Origin of the sequence: Mucilaginibacter phyllosphaerae (assembly GCF_004378255.1) — a bacterium.
In the GTDB taxonomy this organism is placed as follows: domain Bacteria; phylum Bacteroidota; class Bacteroidia; order Sphingobacteriales; family Sphingobacteriaceae; genus Mucilaginibacter; species Mucilaginibacter phyllosphaerae.
The window spans coordinates 528,776-548,594 of sequence record NZ_SNQG01000001.1 but is presented as its reverse complement, the minus strand read 5'-3'; the positions used below and the strand labels follow the sequence as shown (position 1 = coordinate 548,594).

The 19,819-nt window shown below is 45.1% G+C and carries 22 protein-coding genes; 16 read left to right on the top strand and 6 right to left on the bottom strand.

Annotated elements, in window-relative coordinates:
- Nucleotides 1-6: 6 nt before the first annotated feature.
- The 5 genes from E2R65_RS02100 to E2R65_RS02080 form a co-directional block, all read right to left on the bottom strand.
- The gene (locus E2R65_RS02100) at nucleotides 7-1,734 is read right to left on the bottom strand and encodes a GMC oxidoreductase (RefSeq protein ID WP_134334818.1); all 1,728 of its coding nucleotides are present in this window, start codon (nucleotides 1,732-1,734) and stop codon (nucleotides 7-9) included.
- Nucleotides 1,735-1,851: 117 nt separating this feature from the next.
- Nucleotides 1,852-2,979 carry a PfkB family carbohydrate kinase gene (locus E2R65_RS02095; RefSeq protein ID WP_158285191.1) on the bottom strand — a complete coding sequence of 376 codons (1,128 nt, stop codon included), beginning with the start codon at nucleotides 2,977-2,979 and terminating at the stop codon, nucleotides 1,852-1,854.
- Nucleotides 2,948-3,682 carry a 6-phosphogluconolactonase gene (locus E2R65_RS02090; RefSeq protein WP_134334816.1) on the bottom strand — a complete coding sequence of 245 codons (735 nt, stop codon included), beginning with the start codon at nucleotides 3,680-3,682 and terminating at the stop codon, nucleotides 2,948-2,950. The genes E2R65_RS02095 and E2R65_RS02090 overlap by 32 nt, the downstream gene beginning before the upstream one ends.
- Nucleotides 3,683-3,685: 3 nt before the next feature.
- Nucleotides 3,686-4,777: a Gfo/Idh/MocA family protein gene (locus E2R65_RS02085; RefSeq protein WP_134334815.1), complete on the bottom strand. Its 1,092-nt coding sequence runs from the start codon at nucleotides 4,775-4,777 to the stop codon at nucleotides 3,686-3,688.
- A 4-nt stretch (nucleotides 4,778-4,781) separates the two neighbouring features.
- The gene (locus tag E2R65_RS02080) at nucleotides 4,782-5,465 is read right to left on the bottom strand and encodes a GDSL-type esterase/lipase family protein (protein ID WP_134334814.1); all 684 of its coding nucleotides are present in this window, start codon (nucleotides 5,463-5,465) and stop codon (nucleotides 4,782-4,784) included.
- Nucleotides 5,466-5,661: 196 nt separating this feature from the next.
- On the opposite strand from E2R65_RS02080, the gene E2R65_RS02075 reads away from it, so the two are divergent.
- The 16 genes from E2R65_RS02075 to E2R65_RS02000 all read left to right on the top strand — a co-directional run bounded on the left by E2R65_RS02075 (nucleotide 5,662) and on the right by E2R65_RS02000 (nucleotide 17,819).
- A complete protein-coding gene (locus E2R65_RS02075; protein WP_134334813.1) occupies nucleotides 5,662-5,913 on the top strand; it encodes a hypothetical protein in 252 nt (83 codons plus the stop codon).
- Between the two features lie 20 nt (nucleotides 5,914-5,933).
- Complete coding sequence (locus tag E2R65_RS02070; RefSeq protein WP_134334812.1) at nucleotides 5,934-6,407, top strand: inorganic diphosphatase; 474 nt, start codon at nucleotides 5,934-5,936, stop codon at nucleotides 6,405-6,407.
- Nucleotides 6,408-6,506: 99 nt separating this feature from the next.
- The gene (locus tag E2R65_RS02065) at nucleotides 6,507-6,953 is read left to right on the top strand and encodes a MerC domain-containing protein (RefSeq protein WP_134334811.1); all 447 of its coding nucleotides are present in this window, start codon (nucleotides 6,507-6,509) and stop codon (nucleotides 6,951-6,953) included.
- Between the two features lie 27 nt (nucleotides 6,954-6,980).
- On the top strand, nucleotides 6,981-7,433 hold the full coding sequence (locus E2R65_RS02060) for a Fur family transcriptional regulator (RefSeq protein ID WP_134334810.1): 453 nt from the start codon (nucleotides 6,981-6,983) through the stop codon (nucleotides 7,431-7,433).
- Between the two features lie 127 nt (nucleotides 7,434-7,560).
- Nucleotides 7,561-8,379, top strand: a complete 819-nt coding sequence (locus E2R65_RS02055) for an N-acetylmuramoyl-L-alanine amidase family protein (RefSeq protein ID WP_134334809.1) — start codon at nucleotides 7,561-7,563, stop codon at nucleotides 8,377-8,379.
- Nucleotides 8,380-8,488: 109 nt separating this feature from the next.
- Nucleotides 8,489-9,187 carry an HAD family hydrolase gene (locus E2R65_RS02050; RefSeq protein WP_134334808.1) on the top strand — a complete coding sequence of 233 codons (699 nt, stop codon included), beginning with the start codon at nucleotides 8,489-8,491 and terminating at the stop codon, nucleotides 9,185-9,187.
- 2 nt (nucleotides 9,188-9,189) lie between these two features.
- On the top strand, nucleotides 9,190-10,029 hold the full coding sequence (locus tag E2R65_RS02045; RefSeq protein ID WP_134334807.1) for a phosphoribosyltransferase family protein: 840 nt from the start codon (nucleotides 9,190-9,192) through the stop codon (nucleotides 10,027-10,029).
- An 89-nt stretch (nucleotides 10,030-10,118) separates the two neighbouring features.
- Nucleotides 10,119-10,673, top strand: coding sequence for a TerD family protein (locus E2R65_RS02040; protein WP_121249301.1), 555 nt, complete (start codon nucleotides 10,119-10,121; stop codon nucleotides 10,671-10,673).
- A 97-nt stretch (nucleotides 10,674-10,770) separates the two neighbouring features.
- Nucleotides 10,771-11,385, top strand: coding sequence for a TerD family protein (locus E2R65_RS02035; RefSeq protein ID WP_134334806.1), 615 nt, complete (start codon nucleotides 10,771-10,773; stop codon nucleotides 11,383-11,385).
- 154 nt (nucleotides 11,386-11,539) lie between these two features.
- A complete protein-coding gene (locus E2R65_RS02030; protein ID WP_134334805.1) occupies nucleotides 11,540-12,676 on the top strand; it encodes a toxic anion resistance protein in 1,137 nt (378 codons plus the stop codon).
- A 7-nt stretch (nucleotides 12,677-12,683) separates the two neighbouring features.
- A complete protein-coding gene (locus E2R65_RS02025; RefSeq protein ID WP_134334804.1) occupies nucleotides 12,684-13,646 on the top strand; it encodes a hypothetical protein in 963 nt (320 codons plus the stop codon).
- A 13-nt stretch (nucleotides 13,647-13,659) separates the two neighbouring features.
- Nucleotides 13,660-14,484, top strand: coding sequence for a TerC family protein (locus tag E2R65_RS02020; protein ID WP_134334803.1), 825 nt, complete (start codon nucleotides 13,660-13,662; stop codon nucleotides 14,482-14,484).
- Nucleotides 14,485-14,544: 60 nt separating this feature from the next.
- Complete coding sequence (locus E2R65_RS02015; RefSeq protein WP_229704597.1) at nucleotides 14,545-14,991, top strand: phosphatidylglycerophosphatase A family protein; 447 nt, start codon at nucleotides 14,545-14,547, stop codon at nucleotides 14,989-14,991.
- 33 nt (nucleotides 14,992-15,024) lie between these two features.
- Entirely contained in the window at nucleotides 15,025-16,335 is a 1,311-nt protein-coding gene (locus E2R65_RS02010) for a sensor histidine kinase (RefSeq protein ID WP_134334801.1), read from the top strand.
- 56 nt (nucleotides 16,336-16,391) lie between these two features.
- Nucleotides 16,392-16,766 (top strand): response regulator, encoded by a 375-nt coding sequence (locus tag E2R65_RS02005; protein WP_121249315.1) that lies wholly within the window; start codon nucleotides 16,392-16,394, stop codon nucleotides 16,764-16,766.
- Nucleotides 16,767-16,772: 6 nt separating this feature from the next.
- A complete protein-coding gene (locus tag E2R65_RS02000) occupies nucleotides 16,773-17,819 on the top strand; it encodes an adenylate/guanylate cyclase domain-containing protein (protein WP_134334800.1) in 1,047 nt (348 codons plus the stop codon).
- A gap of 466 nt (nucleotides 17,820-18,285) precedes the next feature.
- Here the strand turns inward: E2R65_RS02000 and E2R65_RS01995 are convergent, their stop codons facing one another.
- The gene (locus E2R65_RS01995; RefSeq protein WP_134334799.1) at nucleotides 18,286-19,746 is read right to left on the bottom strand and encodes a YitT family protein; all 1,461 of its coding nucleotides are present in this window, start codon (nucleotides 19,744-19,746) and stop codon (nucleotides 18,286-18,288) included.
- Nucleotides 19,747-19,819: the final 73 nt, after the last annotated feature.

The following is a 19,819-nucleotide window of genomic DNA, read 5'->3' as shown; positions in this document are numbered from 1 at the left end:
AGGTAATTACAAGTTTCCTTTTTTTATCTCTTTAACGGCAAAGGTTGCCGCCCTTGCGGTAAGCGCCATATACAATATAGACGGGCTTTGGTTACCGGTGCTGGTCATGCAGGCGCCATCCGTTACAAAAACGTTTTTGCAGGCATGTAGCTGGTTGTTGGCATTCAGTAAGGATGTTTTAGGATCTTTACCCATGCGCACGCCACCCATCTCATGAATATCTAACCCCGGAGCCTGCTTATTGTTGTACTTGCTGATGTTTTTTACACCAGCTTTTTGCAGCATGGCTGCAGTTTCGTTCAAAAAATCCTCGGTCATCATGTCATCATTTGGGTGGTATTCTACAGATGTAATCAACAGCGGGATTCCCCACTGGTCTTTTTCGGTTTCGCTGAGGCGTACATGGTTACGCTCTACGGGTACGGTTTCGCCCTGCAGGTAGGCAAATACATGCCAGCCGCCGGGTTCGCACAGGTCGTCTTTATACTGCGCCCCAACCTGGCCCTGTTCGGTATCGTTGGGGTGCTGATCGCGGTAGGCGTTCATAAAAGTGGTGTAGCCGCCAAAGTAATCGGTATCGCGCTGATGCAGGTTGCGGTAGTTCACCAGTATCAGGTCGGTAGGGTTGCGGCCAAAGTAGTACTTGTCCAGATAACCATCTAATGTGCCCGATACCGATGCCCGGTAATTATGGAATGCGATGTATTTACCCAGCAAGCCGCTATCGTTACCCAAACCATTAGGGAAACGGGCAGATTTGGAGTTGAGCAGTATCAGGTTGGTATTTAAAGCTGAAGCATTCATAAAAATCACTTTGGCATAATACTCGATCACCTCTTTGGTATTGGCATCAATAATGCGTACACCGCTGGCTTTGCCCAGCTTTTCATCATAAATAACAGAATGCACAACCGAATGGGGGCGGATAGTAAGGTTGCCGGTTTTTGCGGCCCAGGGCAGGGTAGAACTTACCGAGCTAAAGTACCCGCCAAAGGGGCAGCCGCGCATGCACATGTTACGTGCCTGGCACTTACCGCGGCCCTGGTCCAGATGGATCTGCTGCGGATCGGTAAGGTGTGCCCAGCGGGCGTGTACCAGGTGGCGGTCGGTATAATTATCTTTCAGCGATTGTTTGATGTGCTGCAGGGGCATGTTCATATCAAAGGGTGGCAGAAACTCGCCATCGGGCATGGCCTCTAAGCCATCTTTGCTGCCGCAGATGCCTATAAATTTTTCTACATGCGAATACCAGGGGGCAACATCCTTATACCCAATGGGCCAGCCGATGCCATAGCCAAAACGCTCGGGCGCGGTAAATTCAAACTCGCTCCAGCGTTGGGTGGCGCGGCCCCAGGTAAGCGATTTACCGCCAACCTGATACCCGCGGATCCAGTCGAAAGGTTTTTCCTGCACATAGGGGTGGTCGGCATCTTTTACAAAGAAATGGTCGCAATCATCGCCGTAGCCTGCGGCTTTGGTTATCAGCGGGTTCTCTTTATTATGTTTCAGGCTCATGCGCCCACGGTAGGGAAATTCCCATGGCGGGGTGGTGGCTGTTGGGTAATCTTTAAGGTGCTTAACATCACGGCCACGCTCTAAAACAAGGGTTTTAAGCCCCTGCTCGCAAAGCTCTTTGGCAGCCCAGCCGCCGCTGATGCCCGAACCGATAACAATAGCATCAAAAGTATTCGCGGCGGCGGTGCCCGAATGCGTCTCAGAAAAATATGCTGACATGAAGTTTATAATAATTGGTATTCTAAAGATGCAATAATTTATCGGTAAAAGTAAATTACAGGCTTTACTCATCCGGTATTTACTACGCCGGCATACCAGATCTCTGCACCAGAATGCTTAGTTGCCAAAGCGGGCTACTAAAGCGGGTATATTGGGGCTTTGGCCGGTACGCATGTAAATATTTGAGGTAGTATTGGCTATGATGAGCGAGGCTTCTGCATCAAGCCCCAATAATTTGCCTAAGCAATATCCGGCATTAAAATTATCACCGGCACCGGTAGCTATCAAGGGTTGGGCAATGTAAGCCGGTAAGGCGGTGCAGGTGCCGCTGTTATCCCAGGCAATGGATATTTTGGAGTGATGAATGATAAGCGTATCCACCTTTAATCCGGCAAACAGCTTGTTACCAATGGCCTGTATATCTGCCAATGGCTCATCATTTGCCAAAGTTTGATACAGGATGTTTGCCTCGTTGCGGTTAAGGCTTAAAGTTACCTGCCCGTGGGCGCCAAATTGCGCAATTAATTTTATGGCTGATGTGATAGCTTCTTTGCTGCGTTTAGAACAATCGGAAAGATCAAAAAAGAATTGCTTTGGGGTAGCTGCCTGGCCTCTTAAAATATCATCCAGCAAACCCTGCCACATGCTGTTGCTATGGTCAAGCTCGCTCCAGTTAACCAGGCAAATAAGATCGGCAGCAGTGAAAACTGCTTTCAATTTATCCGGGCCAACGGTTTGCCTGATGGTATGCCAGTCGGCGTGGTTCAGGTCGGTCATCTGCGCCAGCATGATCTTGCCATCGGCAAATTCCATAGCCGTTGTAAAGCCGGGATTAGTGTAGCTGTGCAGCATGCAATTAGCATGCATCCCGGTAAAAGCAGGGGCTATGGCAGGCACACCAAAAGCGCCCACGCAATTTACGCCAACCCCCATCCCTGCCAGGGCATTTGCCATAATGGGCATATTGCCGCCAAGTTTTTGTACCAGTTCTTCACTCTCCAGGCTAAAGCCAGATCCGCCTTTGCTGCTGATGTAGCTGCCAAATTCATTAATGGTTTTAAAAAAAACAGTACCTGCACCATCGGTTTTATAGTTAACCACCTTTACAATAGAATCTATAAAGCCATCAAACCCGGCGGCAACCTTTTTTTGGGCCAGCAAGGTTGGGGCATTTTGCAATGCCTGCTGTATTTGCGTTAACTTGCTATCCATATCAGGATGCGTGCTCCAGTTCTGATGCGGCATCTTTATCCAGCAATACCAAAGCATTGGATAACCTTTGCAGGATGGAGGCCGGTACTTCTGTACTTACGGTACCCTGCAAGCTTTCGTGGATGATATCGGCCTTTTTTACGCCCGATGCGATCAGTACGGCCTTGCCGGCCTCTGCCAAATGCTTTAAGCCAAGCGTAATACCCTCGGTTAGCGGGGTTTCTTGCGTAAAATATTTTTGGCCTACCTGCACAGTAATAGGGTCTAACTCCGAGCGGTGGGCGTACAGGTCAAACGGTGTGCCGGGTTCATTCAGCCCTAAGTGGCCGTTCATACCGATGCCTACCATCATCAGGTCTAAACCGCCCTTGCTGCTGATGAAACTGTTCATCCGTTCGCATTCGGCATCCAGGTCGGCAGCTTTGGCATCAAACAGGGTAACATGGGTTAATTTAGTGTTCAGCTGATCAAAAAAGGTATGTTTAAGGTAATATTTGCAGCTGCCCTGGTCGTTCTCGTCCATTCCAATCCATTCGTCTAACCCTATAATAAAACTTTGGCTCAGGTCTATTTTCCCTTCGTTAGCCCATTCTACCAGATACTTTAAAGTACCTGTCGGCGAATCGCCGGAGGGGAAACATAAAACAGAGGCCGGTTTTTCGGCCAGTTGTTTGGCAACCAGTTCGGCTGCTGCCTTAGACATGTCGTCGTAAGTATCGTATATCGCTATTTTCATGATCTAATCTTGTTGGGCATTCAGCCACAGGTCAATCGGTTTATCTACTTTGGCGTGGAATGGCAGGCTGATCTTTTTACCCTGCCCGGCAGATGCATAGGCGGCATATAGCATCTCCAGCACGGCGCGGCCGTCCTCGCCGGTTACCAGCGGGGTTTTGTCTTCGCGTACGCATTCCACAAAATGTTTCAGTTCGTGCGGGTAGCCCTGGTTATATACTTCCTCAAATATGGTAAAGCTCCAGCCGGCAGATGTGTCGGCCTTTTCCATCGCATAGCCATAGCCTTCCCTGCTGTATGTTAAAGCCGAATTACCCATAAACAAATCGGCATAGATCACGCCGCCTTTACCGTAGATCTCGCAGCGGTCGTCCATACCGCCATGTTTGGCCCAGCTATCTTCGGCCACGCAGGTAACGCCATTCTCAAACTCAACTATCACTACGGCATTGTCTTCGCCTTTGGTGCGCCCGGTATGTAAAACGGTGTTCATCGTGGCGTAAACACTTTTAACTTTAGCGTTACCCAGCATCCACCTAAACCAGCCCATGGCGTGGCAGCCCATATCCATCAGTACGCCGCCACCGGCAAGGTTAATATCATAAAACCAATCGGTATGCGGGCCCGAGTGTTTTTCGGCCTGTTTAAGCATGTACACTTCGCCAACGGCGCCTTCTTTTACCACCTGCCTGGCGCGCTCGTATTTGGGCGCAAAGCAAAGTTCTTCGGCATACATCAGCTTTACATTTTTTGCTTTGCAGGTAGCAATCATCTCGTCGGCTTCCTCTAAAGTAACCGCCAGAGGTTTTTCGATAATAATATGTTTACCTGCATTGGCTGCTTTAATGGTGTTTACCGCGTGCAGGTAATTGGGCAGGCAAATATCTATTATCTCGCAATCGGTTTGGGCCAGCAGTTGATCTACATCATCAAAATAAGCGGGGATGTGGTGCTTATCTGCAAAGGCTTTGGCTTTACCGGCATTACGGGCATAAACAGCCACGATCTCGGCCTCGGGGATAAAGCGCTGGTAAGATTCTACGTGGATATCAGATATAAACCCGGCGCCAAGTATGGCAATTTTAGTTTTAGTCATGTTATTACAGGTATTTCATTTTTTTAAGGTAGGCAATCCAAACCACATAAGCTTCGGGTTTTAGGTGCAGGCCCTCAAAGGTGTATTTGGCATTCAGGCGGTTCTGCTTATCCAGAAACAACGGGTGCAAATTAATATAAGTATAACCCAGGCTGGCCGCCTTTGCTTTTAGCATAATGTTTACCCGGGGGATGTGTTCGGCCTTATCATAATGTTGTGGGAAGTTTTTGATGGTTGGGTTGATGGGCAGGATGCTTTGTACAAAGATCTGCGTACCCGGGCTGCCCGCCTTTATCCGGCGGATGATCCTGAAGTAGTTGTAAGCGATAACAGAATCGGGGATGTCTTTGCCAATATCGTTTATCCCCAGTAAAATAAACAGCCTTTTGGGTTGCCGGGTAATAATATCATCCAGTCTGTTAAGCACCCCATAGGTAATATCGCCGCCAATGCCGCGGTTTAACACGGTGGTATCATTCAGCAATTTTGCCCAGTTGCCCATTTCGGTGATGCTGTTGCCTAAAAAGATGGTGCCGCCTTTGGTAATGGCCTGCTTTTTAAACTGTTCCAGCCGTTCGGTAGTATGATCCGGAATAAAGGCAATGGTATCAAACAGGTTTTGATGTGATGGCCGGGTTTGCGCCTGTGCAAAAACAGGCAGTAGCATTAACAGCAGCAGGTATTTCATAATTTGTTTAGTTGGCGGTTAAAAATACAATAATTCCTGCACCGTGCTTAAACCAGGCAGACAGATTTTTTGGATTCGGGCCGGGATCATGTAGACAGAGCATATTATAAATGGATTTGATGAAGTTAATGTAAACTTGTAAAACTTTATTTAATTAAAAATTAAAACCAGCGGTTGTCCGCCATGTTTAAACAACATGGTATTAGGAGCAGAGCTATTGAAGGTGTTAAACAAGTTATATGAGCCGTCGCGCTTGATAGAAACTACTTTTAAACGGTATGATATTGCCTTTAAAACAGATGCCGGCGGGCGGCCCATATTGTTGTTTATGGGCAAACGGGATGAAAACGGCAAAATCAGAGGCGAGCATTTTGCACGCAGGTTAAAGTTTGGCCCCAATGGCGAAGTAGTTAAAGACCACTGGGATAATAAAGGGAAAATAGCGTAACACATTTGATCAATACATACATGGAACCGATCACCGTAATAATTGAAACCCCTAAAGGCAGCGGCCTTAAGTATGATTACGAACCCAAACTAAAATGCTTTAAACTAAACAAAGTGTTGCCGGCAGGCATGGTGTTCCCGTTTGATTTTGGATTTATACCCGGCACCATAGGCGGCGACGGCGACCCGCTGGATGTGATCGTGCTATCAGAGATAGCAACTTTTGCAGGCTGCTGTATGGATTGCCGGATTATTGGCGCCATGAAGGCCAACCAAACCGAACGCGACGGCAGCACCATGCGTAACGACCGCTACCTGGCCGTGCCCGAAGTTTCTGAGCTTTTTAAGGAAGTAAGATCGTTGCTACAACTGCCCGGAGATATTGTAGACCAATTAGAAAGCTTTTTTAAAAATTACAATGAACTGGCCGGGAAGAAATTTGAAGTGATTGAAAGAGTAGAGGCGAAGGAAGCTTACCTGATGATCAAAAAATAGTGTTTTGGGTTAAGGCCACCCGATGTGCTTAATATCTTCTTTACAAATCACAAACATTTCTAAATACAATATTGTTGCATTTGTAACTATCTTTGCAGCATGTTTACAAGGTTAAAAGCAATAAAGCTGGATAACGTAGGGATGACAGCGTCTACGTTGTGCGCTATACACTGTGCGGCTGTACCGGTATTTTTTACCAGCCTGCCCCTGGTTGGCCTTGGTTTTTTAGCCAACCCCTGGGTAGAATGGGTCATGATCATCATTGCCCTTGTAGTAGGTATTTCGGCCATAGGTAACGCGTATTTTAAAGAGCATCACCGCATTTTGCCGCTGGCATTATTAATAGCCGGGTTTTTAACTATTATCATAGGGCACCTGTTTATAACGGGTTGGGCAGAGGCTGTTATTGTACCGCTTGGCGGTTTTACCATTGCCTCGGCGCATTTTGTAAATTATAAATATGCCGGTACCTGTAAAGCCGGTGATAGCTTTTTTCATATTAAACATGCGCACCCACACCCGCATGAAAACCAAAAAGCTGCTTAACCTGAGTTGATTTTAGCTGGATTTGAAATGGCACAAATAAAAAATAATTACCAGTTTGAAGATATGCTGCAAAAGCATAATCTTAAAAAAACAGGGCCGCGGTTAAGGGTGCTGTCTATGATGTATTCAAAAAATACGGCTACATCGCAGCCCGACCTGGAGAGCGTAATGAATGATATTGACCGGGTTACGCTTTACCGCATCCTGAATGTTTTTGAGGAAAAAGGGATCATTCATAAGGTATTTGATTTAAACGGCACGGCCAATTATGCTGTTTGCCATTCCAATTGCCAGGAAAACCACCACCACGATGAACACCTGCATTTTAACTGTACGGCTTGCAAAAATGTGTATTGCCTTAACGAATTAAATATGCCCAGGCTAAATTTGCCATCCGGGTTCGAGGCGCAAAGCTTCACCTTATATGCATCGGGGCTTTGCCCAAAATGCAGCAAAAAACAGGCAGCCAAGGTTAACTGATTGCAATTAAATTGCTTTTTACGTGTTTAATCCTTAGCGGGTAAAATTCGTCAAAACAATTAAACGCAAAAATTATTGTTGTAAGCTAATACACGGATAGTTAAATTAGCGTTCCCTAATGATATAAATGAGCAATAAATATTTAAGGCTGATATTTTCGGCCATAACCATAGTTTTTTACGGATTGCTGTGTTCTTTTACACCGGCAGCCGATACCATTAAAGCCAGTGGCTTTAAGTTAAAAACCGTTATTATTGATGCCGGCCACGGCGGTAAGGACGCCGGTGCACGCGGCTTGTCGTCCTTCGAAAAAAACGTTACACTTTCCATTGCCCAAAAACTGCAGGACGCCATTAAAGCTCAGATCCCGGATCTGAATACCATCATGACGCGGTCTGATGATACCTTTATCGAGTTAAGGCGGCGGTCGGATATTGCCAATAAATCGCAGGGTAACCTGTTTATATCTATCCATTGCAACTCATCTGCCGAAGGCACCGCCTACCGTGCGCATAAGCAAAGCGGGGTAATGCTGCTGGTTTACGGTTTAAAAAGGGCAGGCGAACAACTGGAAGCCATGCGCGAGAACGCCTCTATCCTGATAGAGAAAGACCAGACCAGGTATGAGGCCCTTGACGCTACGGACCCGGCCAACGCCATTATACTGGATGCCTTTACCAAAAAGTACCGCAAGCAAAGTGTGCATTTCGGCGAATATTTAAACCAGGAGTTTACCGAAACAGATGGCCGCCCGTCTATCGGTGTGCGCGAGCAAAGCCTTTACGTACTGGCGAATAGCGCTATGCCCGCCGTATTGATAGAAACAGGATTTATTAACAACCCCGAGGAAGAAATCTACTTAAATTCTGAAGAAGGCCAGCAGCAGATCGTGCAAACAATTGTGCGGGCTATTATGGCCTACCGTGCGGCGCAGATGGCACAATAAACCTTAACATAAATATTACGTTATTTTTTAAAGGGCATCAGTATAAAAAGCCTATATTGGTTGAGTTTGGATGGCGATTTTAGTCCCCGCTATCTCACTTGTACCCTTGATGCCTTACTACCAGCACTATTCTTTTGACCTGTGGCTTACACTGATCAGGTCGCACCCGCAATTTAAAGTTCAGCGCGCTCATTTCTTTCATCAAAACTTTAATGAAACAGGCAAGTCAGTAGATGAAGTTGCCGGTATCTTCAGGCAGGTGGATCTGATGTGCAACGCCGTTAACGAAAAAACGGGCAAAAATATTGATGCGGATGAAATGTACCTGATAGTGATCAGCCTCATGAATGGTAGCCGGCTGGATATTGATGAGGTAGATTACCCGGCGTTACATCTGCAGATGGAAGAGTTGCTGTTTAAATACCCGCCGCAGATGTACAGTGATGTAACAATTGATGCGCTGCAGCGTCTAAAATTAAAAAGCGGAGCAACTTTTAGTTTGTTGAGCAACACAGGATACATCACCGGGAAAACATTACGAAAGGTATTAGCGATTTACGGGCTTGATAACTATTTCGATTTTCAGCTATACTCTGATGAGGCGGGCCTGTCGAAACCCAATCCCGAATTTTTTAAGGCTATGTTAAACAATATAGATATATGTAACGGAGGGAAGGATTTGCCGCTGAAAAGCATTATCCATATTGGCGATAACCCTAAGAACGATATCATACCCGCCGATGCATTGGGTATGAGCTCCCTGCTCATCAACTCCAACCAAAACACTATTTTAAGCCTTTTAAATTAACCATGGCAGCTACCACTTATTCCTTACATCACATTCATCAGGATGATAATTTTGGGTTTGATGCGGATGATTACAGCCGTTTTAAGTTTGGCAACGGCACTGTGTCCAAGCGTTTTGGTATTGCCCTGGCCAATGGTTTTATAAATGATCATCTGGCAGATAACCCTGTAACCAACCAGATAGTGGTTATTTCCAGCCCATATTCATTCATCCCAACGGCAACCTTCGCCATGAAAACCTGGTTTGTTTACCGCCTGAATAATTGGCTGGCAGAACAAGGCTTACCGGTGGTGCAGGAAACCAAAGTACACCGCACCATTACCTATAAAGAAGATTACGGCGAACTGAATGCCGAGCAGCGCATGAACCTGATAGGGAACGACCAGTTTCATATTGATAAGGATTTTTTAACCGGCAAAACGCTGCTGTTTTTAGATGATATCCGTATAACGGGCAGCCACGAGCGCATGATCATGAAAATGGTGGATGCCTACGGATTGGATAACGACATCCACATGCTTTATTTTGCAGAACTGATCAATAAAAACATCCACCCGAATATAGAGAACCACCTGAATTATCACCGGGTAAAATCTATCTTCGATCTGGATAGCATTATTAAAGCCAGCGATTTCTGCATCAATACCCGCATTGTAAAATACATATTAAACTATAGTTTTGATGGCTTTAGCATATTTATCCAAAACCAAACCGCCCATTTTGTAGAGTTGCTTTATAACATGGCGTTGGGTAACGGGTACCATACGATTGAGGCTTATGAACTGAATTTGAATTTTATCAGGAAACAATTATTTGAACCTACAGCTTTAGAGAGAATGTAGGGAGAAATTAATGATGCTTTTATAGCCTTCTTTTTTTGGAGAGGGCAGGGAAAGGCTAAACTTTTTAACATTTATAAATTTAAAATATAATGGCAATTAATCTTCAAAAAGGGCAGCGCGAAGCTATCGACGCGCCTAAATTTACCATAGGCTTAGGCTGGGATACCAATACATCATCAACCGGGGCGGCTTTTGATCTGGATGCATCTATTTTTATTATGGGTGATAACAAAAAGATCCTGAGCGACGAACATTTTGTTTTTTACAACAATTTAAAATCACCTGATGAAGCGGTTGAGCATACCGGCGATAACCTTACCGGTGCAGGCGATGGCGATGACGAGCAAATTAAGATAGACCTGACTAAAATTGACCCGCGCGTAACCGAGATCTGCGTAGTAGTAACCATACACGAGGCCGAGAGTCGCCGCCAGAATTTTGGGCAGGTGCGTAATTCCTTTGTGCGCATATTTGATGCTGCCACCAATACAGATATCCTGAAATATGAACTGGAGGAGGATTTCTCGATAGAAACAGCCGTAGAGTTTGGCCGCATTTATAAGCGCGACAATAAATGGAAATTTGAGGCAGTAGGCGCAGGCATGAAAGGCGGCCTGCAGGATTATTTAAATAAATATAACTAAGACAGTCGATGGTCAATAGTCCATGGTTCATAGTAAAATCAATCTATGGACTATTGACCATCGACTATGGACAACTCAACATAAACAAAATTAAATCATGGCAATCAATCTTCAAAAGGGGCAGCGCATCAGCCTCGAAAAAACCAACGGCAGTAAACTGCAAAACGTTTGCGTAGGTATCAACTGGGGCGCTATAGAAAAGAAAGGTTTGTTTGGCTTTGGCAGCAGCAAAGAAGCGGTTGACCTTGACGCCAGCTGCGCCTTGTTTGATGAGAATAAGAAACTGATAGATGTGGTTTACTTTGGTAACTTAAAATCTAAAGACCAGGCCGTGCGCCACAGCGGTGACGACCTTACCGGTGATATGGGCGGCGACGACGGCCTGGATAACGAAGTAATAACGCTGGATTTTGGCAGCCTTAACCCGGCAGTTAAGCATGTAGCCTTTGTGCTGAATAGTTTTAAAGGCCAGGATTTTGGTACTATTCCTTTCGCATCTATCCGTATTTACGAGGGCACCCCAAAACACGTTAACGAGATCTTTGCTACTTATGATATCGCAAACGGATCAGACTTTAAGGGCCACGTATCTATGGTGATGGGCATCTTTTACCATAAAAACGGTGAATGGAAGTTCAATGCTATTGGCGAACCCACCAAAGACCGTAAACTGGAAGAAACCGTAAACACCGTAATGCGCAATTATTTATAATACGTAGAGACGCGATACTTCGCGTCTTTATCCATGACGCGATACTTCGCGTCTTATTAATAGATAAACGATATTTTGTTACCGTTTTAAAGGAGACGCGAAGTATCGCGCCTCTACATAGCAATGTTAAAAACATTATATTTAATTAAAATATATGGAAAACCTAACCAACGAGGGCGCCGGACTGCCTGACTTTACACCGGCACCCGCAGCAGCAAGCACTAACACCCCGGTTAAATTAGATAAAGACGGTAATGTTGACCTGACCAATATTACGCCCGAAGAAATAAAAAAATTCAGCGAAAAGGGCAAAGACCTGAATCCGGCTGATGTAAACTCTATCCTCAATTATGGGGCTGATCTGCAGCAGGGGATGGAGCGTTACAGCAACACCTTTTTGTCGTCGGTACGTACGTTTGATTCTGGCGAGGTGGGTACCCTGATCACCGATCTGCTGCACGAATTGAATTATATTGACGTAGACGAGCTGGAGCAAAACTCTTTTGTAAGGATCTTGTCGCGTATTCCCTTGCTGCGTACCTTGGTAATGGATACCAAAAAGATGTTTGCCAAGTATGATCTGGTGGTAAACAACGTAGATAAGATCGTTAACAAAATAAAGGCTGGCCGCGTTAATTCCATTAAGGATAATGCATCGTTACAAACCATGTTTGATAGCAATGTTACCTACATCCACCAGATGGAAGAACTGATCATTGCCGGCCAGTTAAAATATACAGAACTTAACGAGCAACTGGCAGTGATGGATGGCAACCCGTCTGCCTACCAGGATTATGAGATAGCCGACCTGCGCGATTACGTGAACCGCCTGGATAAACGCCTGGCCGATCTAAAAGTGGTGCGTTTTATTATGCTGCAATCGCTGGCGCAGATCCGCGTGGTGCAAAATAACAATACCACTATTGCAGAAAAGGCGCAGTCTATCGTATCTACCACTATCCCTGTTTGGAAGAACCAGTTAACCATTGCCGTGGCGTTGAACAGGCAGAAGGCTAATGTAGAGATGCAGAAGAAAGTTTCTGATACCACGAACACCATCCTGCAAAAAAATGCCGAATTGCTTAAGCAAAACAGTATTGAAGTAGCGCGCGAGAATGAGAAAACTGTGGTATCTTTGGATACTTTAAAACGTACCACACAATCGTTAATAGAAACGTTAACCGAGGTTAAACGCATCCATGACGAGGGTACACAAAACAGGAAAACGCTTAATACCGAGTTGCAAACTTTAGAAACGGAGTTGAAAAAGAATGTGACCAATACGCGTTAATTAACGTATGGATGAAAACAGGCTAAATATATTAAATGCGTCTACAAGGGTTATCAGCAAGTTACAGCTGCTTTCCGTTTTTTTTAATAACGACGTAATTTATAAGATTTACCTGCGTACCCAGGTGCTGCATCAGCTTTTTCAAACCAATCCCGATCTTGATATTAACCAGCTGGAGATGTTTCATCTCCAGTTTACACAAAGCCTGATTGACCTGCTAAAAAAGATCAAGAAGAACAATGAGGCTGTTGCCGATCTGCTGCTTGATGAGGTAGCGCTGAACAATCAGCTGATAGAACAGATGGAGGGGTCGGCCTATACCGAGCAAAACTACGCGAACGATAAACAGCGGCAGGCGCTTAAAATGAGCCAGTCGTTACGTAAACTGTTCCAGGTACTGTCAGATAATTCTTCGGAGTATCCGTTTGCAGGAAATATCAATAAGTTTAGTGCGCATTTTTCGGCAGATTACTTTTATAGTATCACTACCGAGCTGGTTTACGAATTGCTTACCTACAGCCCGGCAGATGTGTACTCTAACGAATATGCTACCATACAGCGTAAGCTGATGGGCAGCCTTTGCAAGTACGATTTTAAGATAGCGTTTTACTGTGGCGTAAGGGCTAACGATATTGTGCTGGAAGTTTACCGCTTTGCAGACGTAAATAAGTACTTCCTGTTTTCGCCGCTAAATAATGTTTTGCTATTTTGCGATATAGCCAAACTGGGCGACCTGGACCTGAACAACACTGTAAGTAAGCGCGAGCGCATGATACGCGAACTGCGCGACAAGAACGTACAGCTAACAGGCAAGGCCGGGTTAACAAAAACCACCCTGCCGCAAAATATTACGGCCCTGCTGGCCGAGGATTATAAAAAAATAGCAGATGTAAACTTTTTAGCCCACATGAACGCATTTGACGTTCAGGCTAATATTTTAAAAACCATGTTGAATACCGATATACTTTAAACTAACGCACACAATGGATCTGATACACACCCTACTTGGCCCGGATATTAAGGCAGGTTTGCTGATAATTTTAAACCTTATCGTAATAGAAAGCCTTTTGTCGGTAGATAATGCCGCCGTACTGGCTACCATGGTTATCGATCTGCCTAAACAGCAGCGTGCCCGTGCCTTGCGTTACGGTATCATCGGCGCTTATGTATTGCGTGGTTTATGTTTATTTTTAGCCGCCTGGCTGGTGAAGATCTGGTGGTTAAAACCTTTGGGCGGTTTATATCTGCTATACCTGGCTTTTGATTATTTTAAGGGCAAGCTGGCCAAAAAAGATGCAGATGGCGGCGAGGAAGAATCTGTAGATAAGAATAAAAACTGGCTGTATAAATCAACCGTTGGGCTAATGGGTAACTTTTGGGCTACCGTGGCTTTGGTAGAATTGATGGACCTTGCCTTTTCTATAGACAACGTATTTGCAGCCGTAGCCTTTACCGATCACGTGTTTTTGATCTATACAGGGGTATTCATCGGGATACTGGCCATGCGTTTTGTGGCGCAGGCCTTTGTAAAGCTGATGGAGAAATTTACCTTTTTAGAAACCGTTGCTTTTGTGGTGATAGGTGTACTGGGTATCAAATTAACGGCTTCGCTGTTTGTACATTTCGATCCTGAATCTGCCGTATCTAAATTTATGGAAAGCGAAACGGCGGATATTGCCGTATCGGTATTTACTGTAGCCGTGTTTTTGATCCCGGTAATAACCTCGCTTTTATTTAATGTGCCTAAAAAGAATATTATTAAACCAGAAGTTGCCGAGGATGCCGAAGGTGTATTGGATAAAAGCTAAGTAAATTAAAAGCATCCGGAAATCACTCAACCAATAATTCACCAAATTACTAATTATAAAGTGAAACTTATCGCATCTATCTTCGGTATTGGGTACATAAAGGGCGGCGGCACACTTGCTGCCATTGTTACGTGCCCGTTCGTATGGCTGTTATGGCAGCAGCCTGCCTTGCAAAACCCTTGGTGCCTGGTAGCGGTAACGGTTATCATCACCCTGCTGGGCATTTATGCGGGCGACAAGGTAGAGCCCTTTTGGGGCAAAGATAGTTACCGCGTGGTGATAGATGAGGTTGCCGGCATGCTGGTAACCATGTTGTTTATCCCGCCGCATTTGTATTACCTGCTGATAGGTTTGGTGCTGTTCCGCTTTTTTGATATTGTGAAGCCGTTGGGTATCCGTAAAATGGAGGCTTTCCCGGGCGGTACCGGTGTAATGATGGATGATGTGCTGGCGGGTGTGTATGCTAATATCGTACTGCAGGTGGTGGCATTTTTCTTTAAATTTTAAAAGGTATCTTGGTTTTTAATTAAATATAAAAGCATGTTTGTTTTTACCTATATCGCAGTTTTTGCTCTGGCAATGCGGCTCCGCCGGTCGTTAAAGTTTACAGCACTTTATCAAAAATGGAATTTACCCCTAAACCTGATAGGCTGGGGGGCTGTTGCCATGTTTTTGTTATTTGCCAAAGCGGTAAAAAATGATGAGATCCACGGTATAGCGGCAGCTTTGGCACTTGCCGGTGTGTTATATTACCTGCAAAACCAACCCGATTTTAAATCATTCGGCATCTTGCTTAAAGCCCACTATCCGTTAGTGGCAGTTGCCGTAACTGTTGAATTGATATCCCTGATAGACGAAAGCTTTTATGATAAGTATGATGATTTTTTCCAAAGCGCCTATTTTGTTGCTTTCGGTTACATTTTTATCAGGCTGGCCACCTCCAAAAAGCAGCAGGCCGAACTAAAGCGTATTAACGAGCGTAAGGACGAACTGGAATTAATGGTTGCCGAACGCACTGCCGAGATCACCAAACAGCGCAACGCATTACAGGAAACCGTAAAAGAACTGCAGGCCACGCAGGCGCAGCTTATTCAACAGGAAAAACTTGCATCCTTGGGCGAGCTGACCGCAGGTATTGCCCATGAGATCCAGAATCCGCTTAACTTTGTCAACAATTTCTCTGAGGTAAGTATGGAGCTGATAGAGGAAATGGAAGAAGAAATGGCCAAGGGCGATCTGGAAGAAGCCACCGCCATAGCTAACGATATTAAACAAAACCTCGAAAAGATCCGTCATCACGGCAAACGCGCCGATGGTATTGTAAAAGGCATGCTGCAGCATAGCCGCGCCAGCAGCAATATCAAAGAGCCCGCAAACTTAAATACCATAGCCGACGAGTATTTTCGCCTGGCCTATCACGGTTTAAGGGCCAAGGATAAATCATTCAATGCCGATCTGGTTACAAACTTTGATCAAAGCCTGCCGCTCATCAACATTGTTTCGCAGGATGTGGGCAGGGTGCTGCTCAATATGTTTACCAATGCCTTTTATGCCGTGCATCAAAAGCAAAAAACATTAGGCCCCGATTTTAAACCGAGGGTAGAGGTAGCTACCAGGGTAATTGGCAAACAGGTGGAAATTATAGTGCGCGATAATGGCAGCGGTATCCCCGATGCCATAAAAGATAAAATTATGCAGCCTTTTTTTACTACCAAACCGGCAGGCGAGGGTACGGGGCTGGGTTTATCCTTAAGTTATGATATTATTGTAAAAGCCCATAAAGGCAGTATCAATATAGATAGTAAGGAGGGCGAGGGCACCGCATTTATTATTACGCTGCCTTTAGCCTGATGCACAGCATACCAATAAATAATTTATTAATTCACTAAATCAATAATTATTTTCGCATGAAAATATTAGTTGTAGACGACGAAGCAGACGTTCAGCCGCTTTTTTTACAGCGTTTCCGTAAAGAGATTAAAAACCACGAGGTTGAATTTGATTTTGCACAATCGGGCGAAGAGGCGTTAAACTATCTTAAGGATAAACATTCGGAAGTGGTGCTGATCCTGTCGGATATTAACATGCCGGGGATGAGCGGGATAGAACTTTTAACTCACATCCGCGAGGATTTCCCTACGCCGCCGCCACCCGTAGTGATGATGATAACCGCCTATGGCGACGACGAGAATTACAAGCAGGCGATGGATAAAGGCGCAGATGATTTTTTGACCAAGCCGCTTGATTTTAACTTACTGAAAGAAAAACTTAAAACTTTATAGCATACAATGGCTAAGATACTGGTAGTGGATGATGAAGCGGACCTGGAAGTACTGGTAAAACAAAAATTCCGCCGTAAGATACGAGAGAACGAGTACGAGTTTGTTTTTGCGCAGAACGGGGAAGAAGCCTTGCAACGCATTAAGGAGCACCCCGATCTGGATATTATCCTGTCGGACATTAACATGCCCGTGATGGATGGGCTTACCCTGCTTACGCACCTGCCCGCGGCTAACCCTATGGTTAAGGCCGTGGTGGTATCTGCCTATGGCGATATGCAAAACATCCGTACCGCCATGAACCGCGGCGCCTATGATTTTGTGATGAAACCGGTTGATTTTGAGGACCTGGAACTGACCATGCAAAAAACCATTACCTACGTTAGGCAATTGCAGGAAACCCTTAAGGCCATCAAAGAGAACAACATTCTGAAGATGTATGTAGACGAGAACGTGCTGAATTTTATGACGCACAAGGAGTTTGAAGGCAGCCTGTTAAAGAACGAACTGTTGCAAGCAACCGTGATGTTTGTAGATGTTTGCGGCTTTACCGCCATTACAGAGCATGTGCCGGCCAACACGGTAGTAAACCTGCTGAACGGCTTGTTTGATAAGATCGTAAAAGAAATTATAGCCCAGGGCGGCCATGTAGATAAGTTTATGGGCGATGCTATTATGGCGGTGTTTCGCGGCGAGTTTCATCTGGACAGGGCGATAGATGCGGCATTGTCTGTTAAAGCACATTTATCAGACGAGCCGGAGATTGATGCAGGCAACGGCAAAAAATTCAAACCGCAGATCTCGGTAGGCATCAACAGCGGCGAAATGGTATCCGGCAATATCGGCTCGGCATCCCTAAAACGTTTGGATTATACCGTAATAGGCGACTCGGTAAACCTGGCGCAGCGCCTGCAGGGCATAGCCACCGCCGGCCAGATCATTATCACCGAAGATGTTTACCACCAGGCAAAAGAATCCTTCCAGTGTAAAGAAAACGGTGAGTTTACCCTCAAAAACAAGCTAAAGCCCGTAATTACCTACGAAGTGATCGCATAAATTGATTTTAAACATTGTAGAGACGCGATACTTCGCGTCTTTTTTAAATAAACCGGGATTTGCATTTAGAAACGCGAAGCATTGCGTCCCTACGTAAAAATAAAAGGTACTTACAATATGATTTCGGATGCACGATTTCGGATTAAAACCGTAGAGACGCGATACTTCGCGTCTTTTTTTGATATACCGGGATTTGCATGTGGAGACGCGATACTTCGCGTCTCTACGATAAAATAAAAGGTACTTACAATATGATTTTGGATGAACGATTTCGGATTTAAACCGTAGAGACGCGATACTTCGCGTCTTTTTTTTGATATACCGGGATTTGCATGTGAGAGACGCAAAGTATCGCGTCATGTGGGAGACGCGAAGTATCGCGTCTCTACAATAAAATAAAAGGTATTTTGGATGCCTGCAATTAGCGCTCTGATTTAGAATTTAGCGTTTCGCATTTATATCTCCCTTAGTGCCTTGCCCGGCGTTTAAGTACACCGCCGGCAGCTTCTTTAATAATACTGGTAAAGATGAAGGCTTTGGGGTCAATCTCATGCACCATGTTGCGCAGGCGTCTTAATTCCAATCGCGTAACTACGGTAAATACAATATCAACCGGGTGGCTAACATCAAAGCTCTCTTTTAAAAAGCCACGTTCGCCTTTGTAAACGGTTATGCCGCGGCCAAGCTGCTTAACCAGCATTTCCTTGATTAGCACGTTTTGGCCGGATATAATGGTTACACCGGTGTATTCCTCTAAACCTTCTATCACAAAATTGATCATGCGCGATGCCGTGTAGTAGGTAATGATAGAATACAGCGAGGTGATGAAGCCAACCTCTAAGGCAGCTATCAGGAAGATCACGATGTTGATACCCAAAATGATCTCGCTGATGGTAAAGCTGATACGTTTACCGGTGTAAAGCGCCAGTACCTCTATACCATCAAGCGCACAACCGCCGCGTATAGCCAAACCTATGCCCGTACCCATGAATACACCGCCAAAAATAGATACAAGCAGTTTATCTGAGGTGATCTTATCCGGATAGGGCAGGTACAGCAGGCATAATGCCAAACCAATAATGGCCATCATAGTCCGCAGGGCGAAGGTTTTGTTTACCTGCAGGGCACCCATAATAATAAACGGTATGTTGGCTAAAATAATAACGTAGGCAATGTTAACATGATAAAGCTCGTGTATCAGTAATGAGATACCCGTTACGCCGCCATCAAAAAAAGCATTGGGTATCAGAAAACTTTTTAGGGCAAACCCGCAAAACAGAATGCCCGCAATGGTGTAAAATGTGTCTGTCAGGATAGATCGTGCGGTTGGCGCTGTATTCATTTCGGCGATAGCAATTTTGGTTTGTAAATCTCTTAAATTTTCTGCTTTTTTCGGAGCCTTATTTTTCAACGATGTGGCTGTAAAATAATGATGGCTTTGCAGAAAAGCAATCTGCATCTTGTCCCATTCCTCAACAGTGCGTATGGTATCCAACGCTTGCATTTCTTTAAACAGGTTATTGCCGGTAGCTATAAAATCTTCGCGGCCCAGGTAATCCAGGTCGGCATCACAAATGATCTGTTCAAGCAGGCTCTTAGGTTGCTGGGGTAATTGGGTGGCCATTATCAGTGTGCAGATCTGGGTTATATCCGCTTGGCTGTATCCAAACCCGGGCAAGGCTTCCCGCGCAACATCGCACGAGGCCGGCTCATGGTCTTTAATACTTTTCAGGTACCCGCTGTCGTGGTACAGCGCCGCAACTAACAGTAATTTGGTTGCTTCTTCATCTATATTTTCCTGTAACGCAATTGCTGCCGCCGAGTGGTAAACATCAAGGGTATGAGTAATATTATGATAGTGGAACTTTGCAGGGAGTTCGTTACGCAACCTGTCTAATATATATTTACCCTCTGGGCTATCAAGCATATCCTTGTTCTGTTGCGCTAAGATATTAAAATGAGGGGAAAAAGCGCGCTTGTTTATAAGTTAACTCACCCCG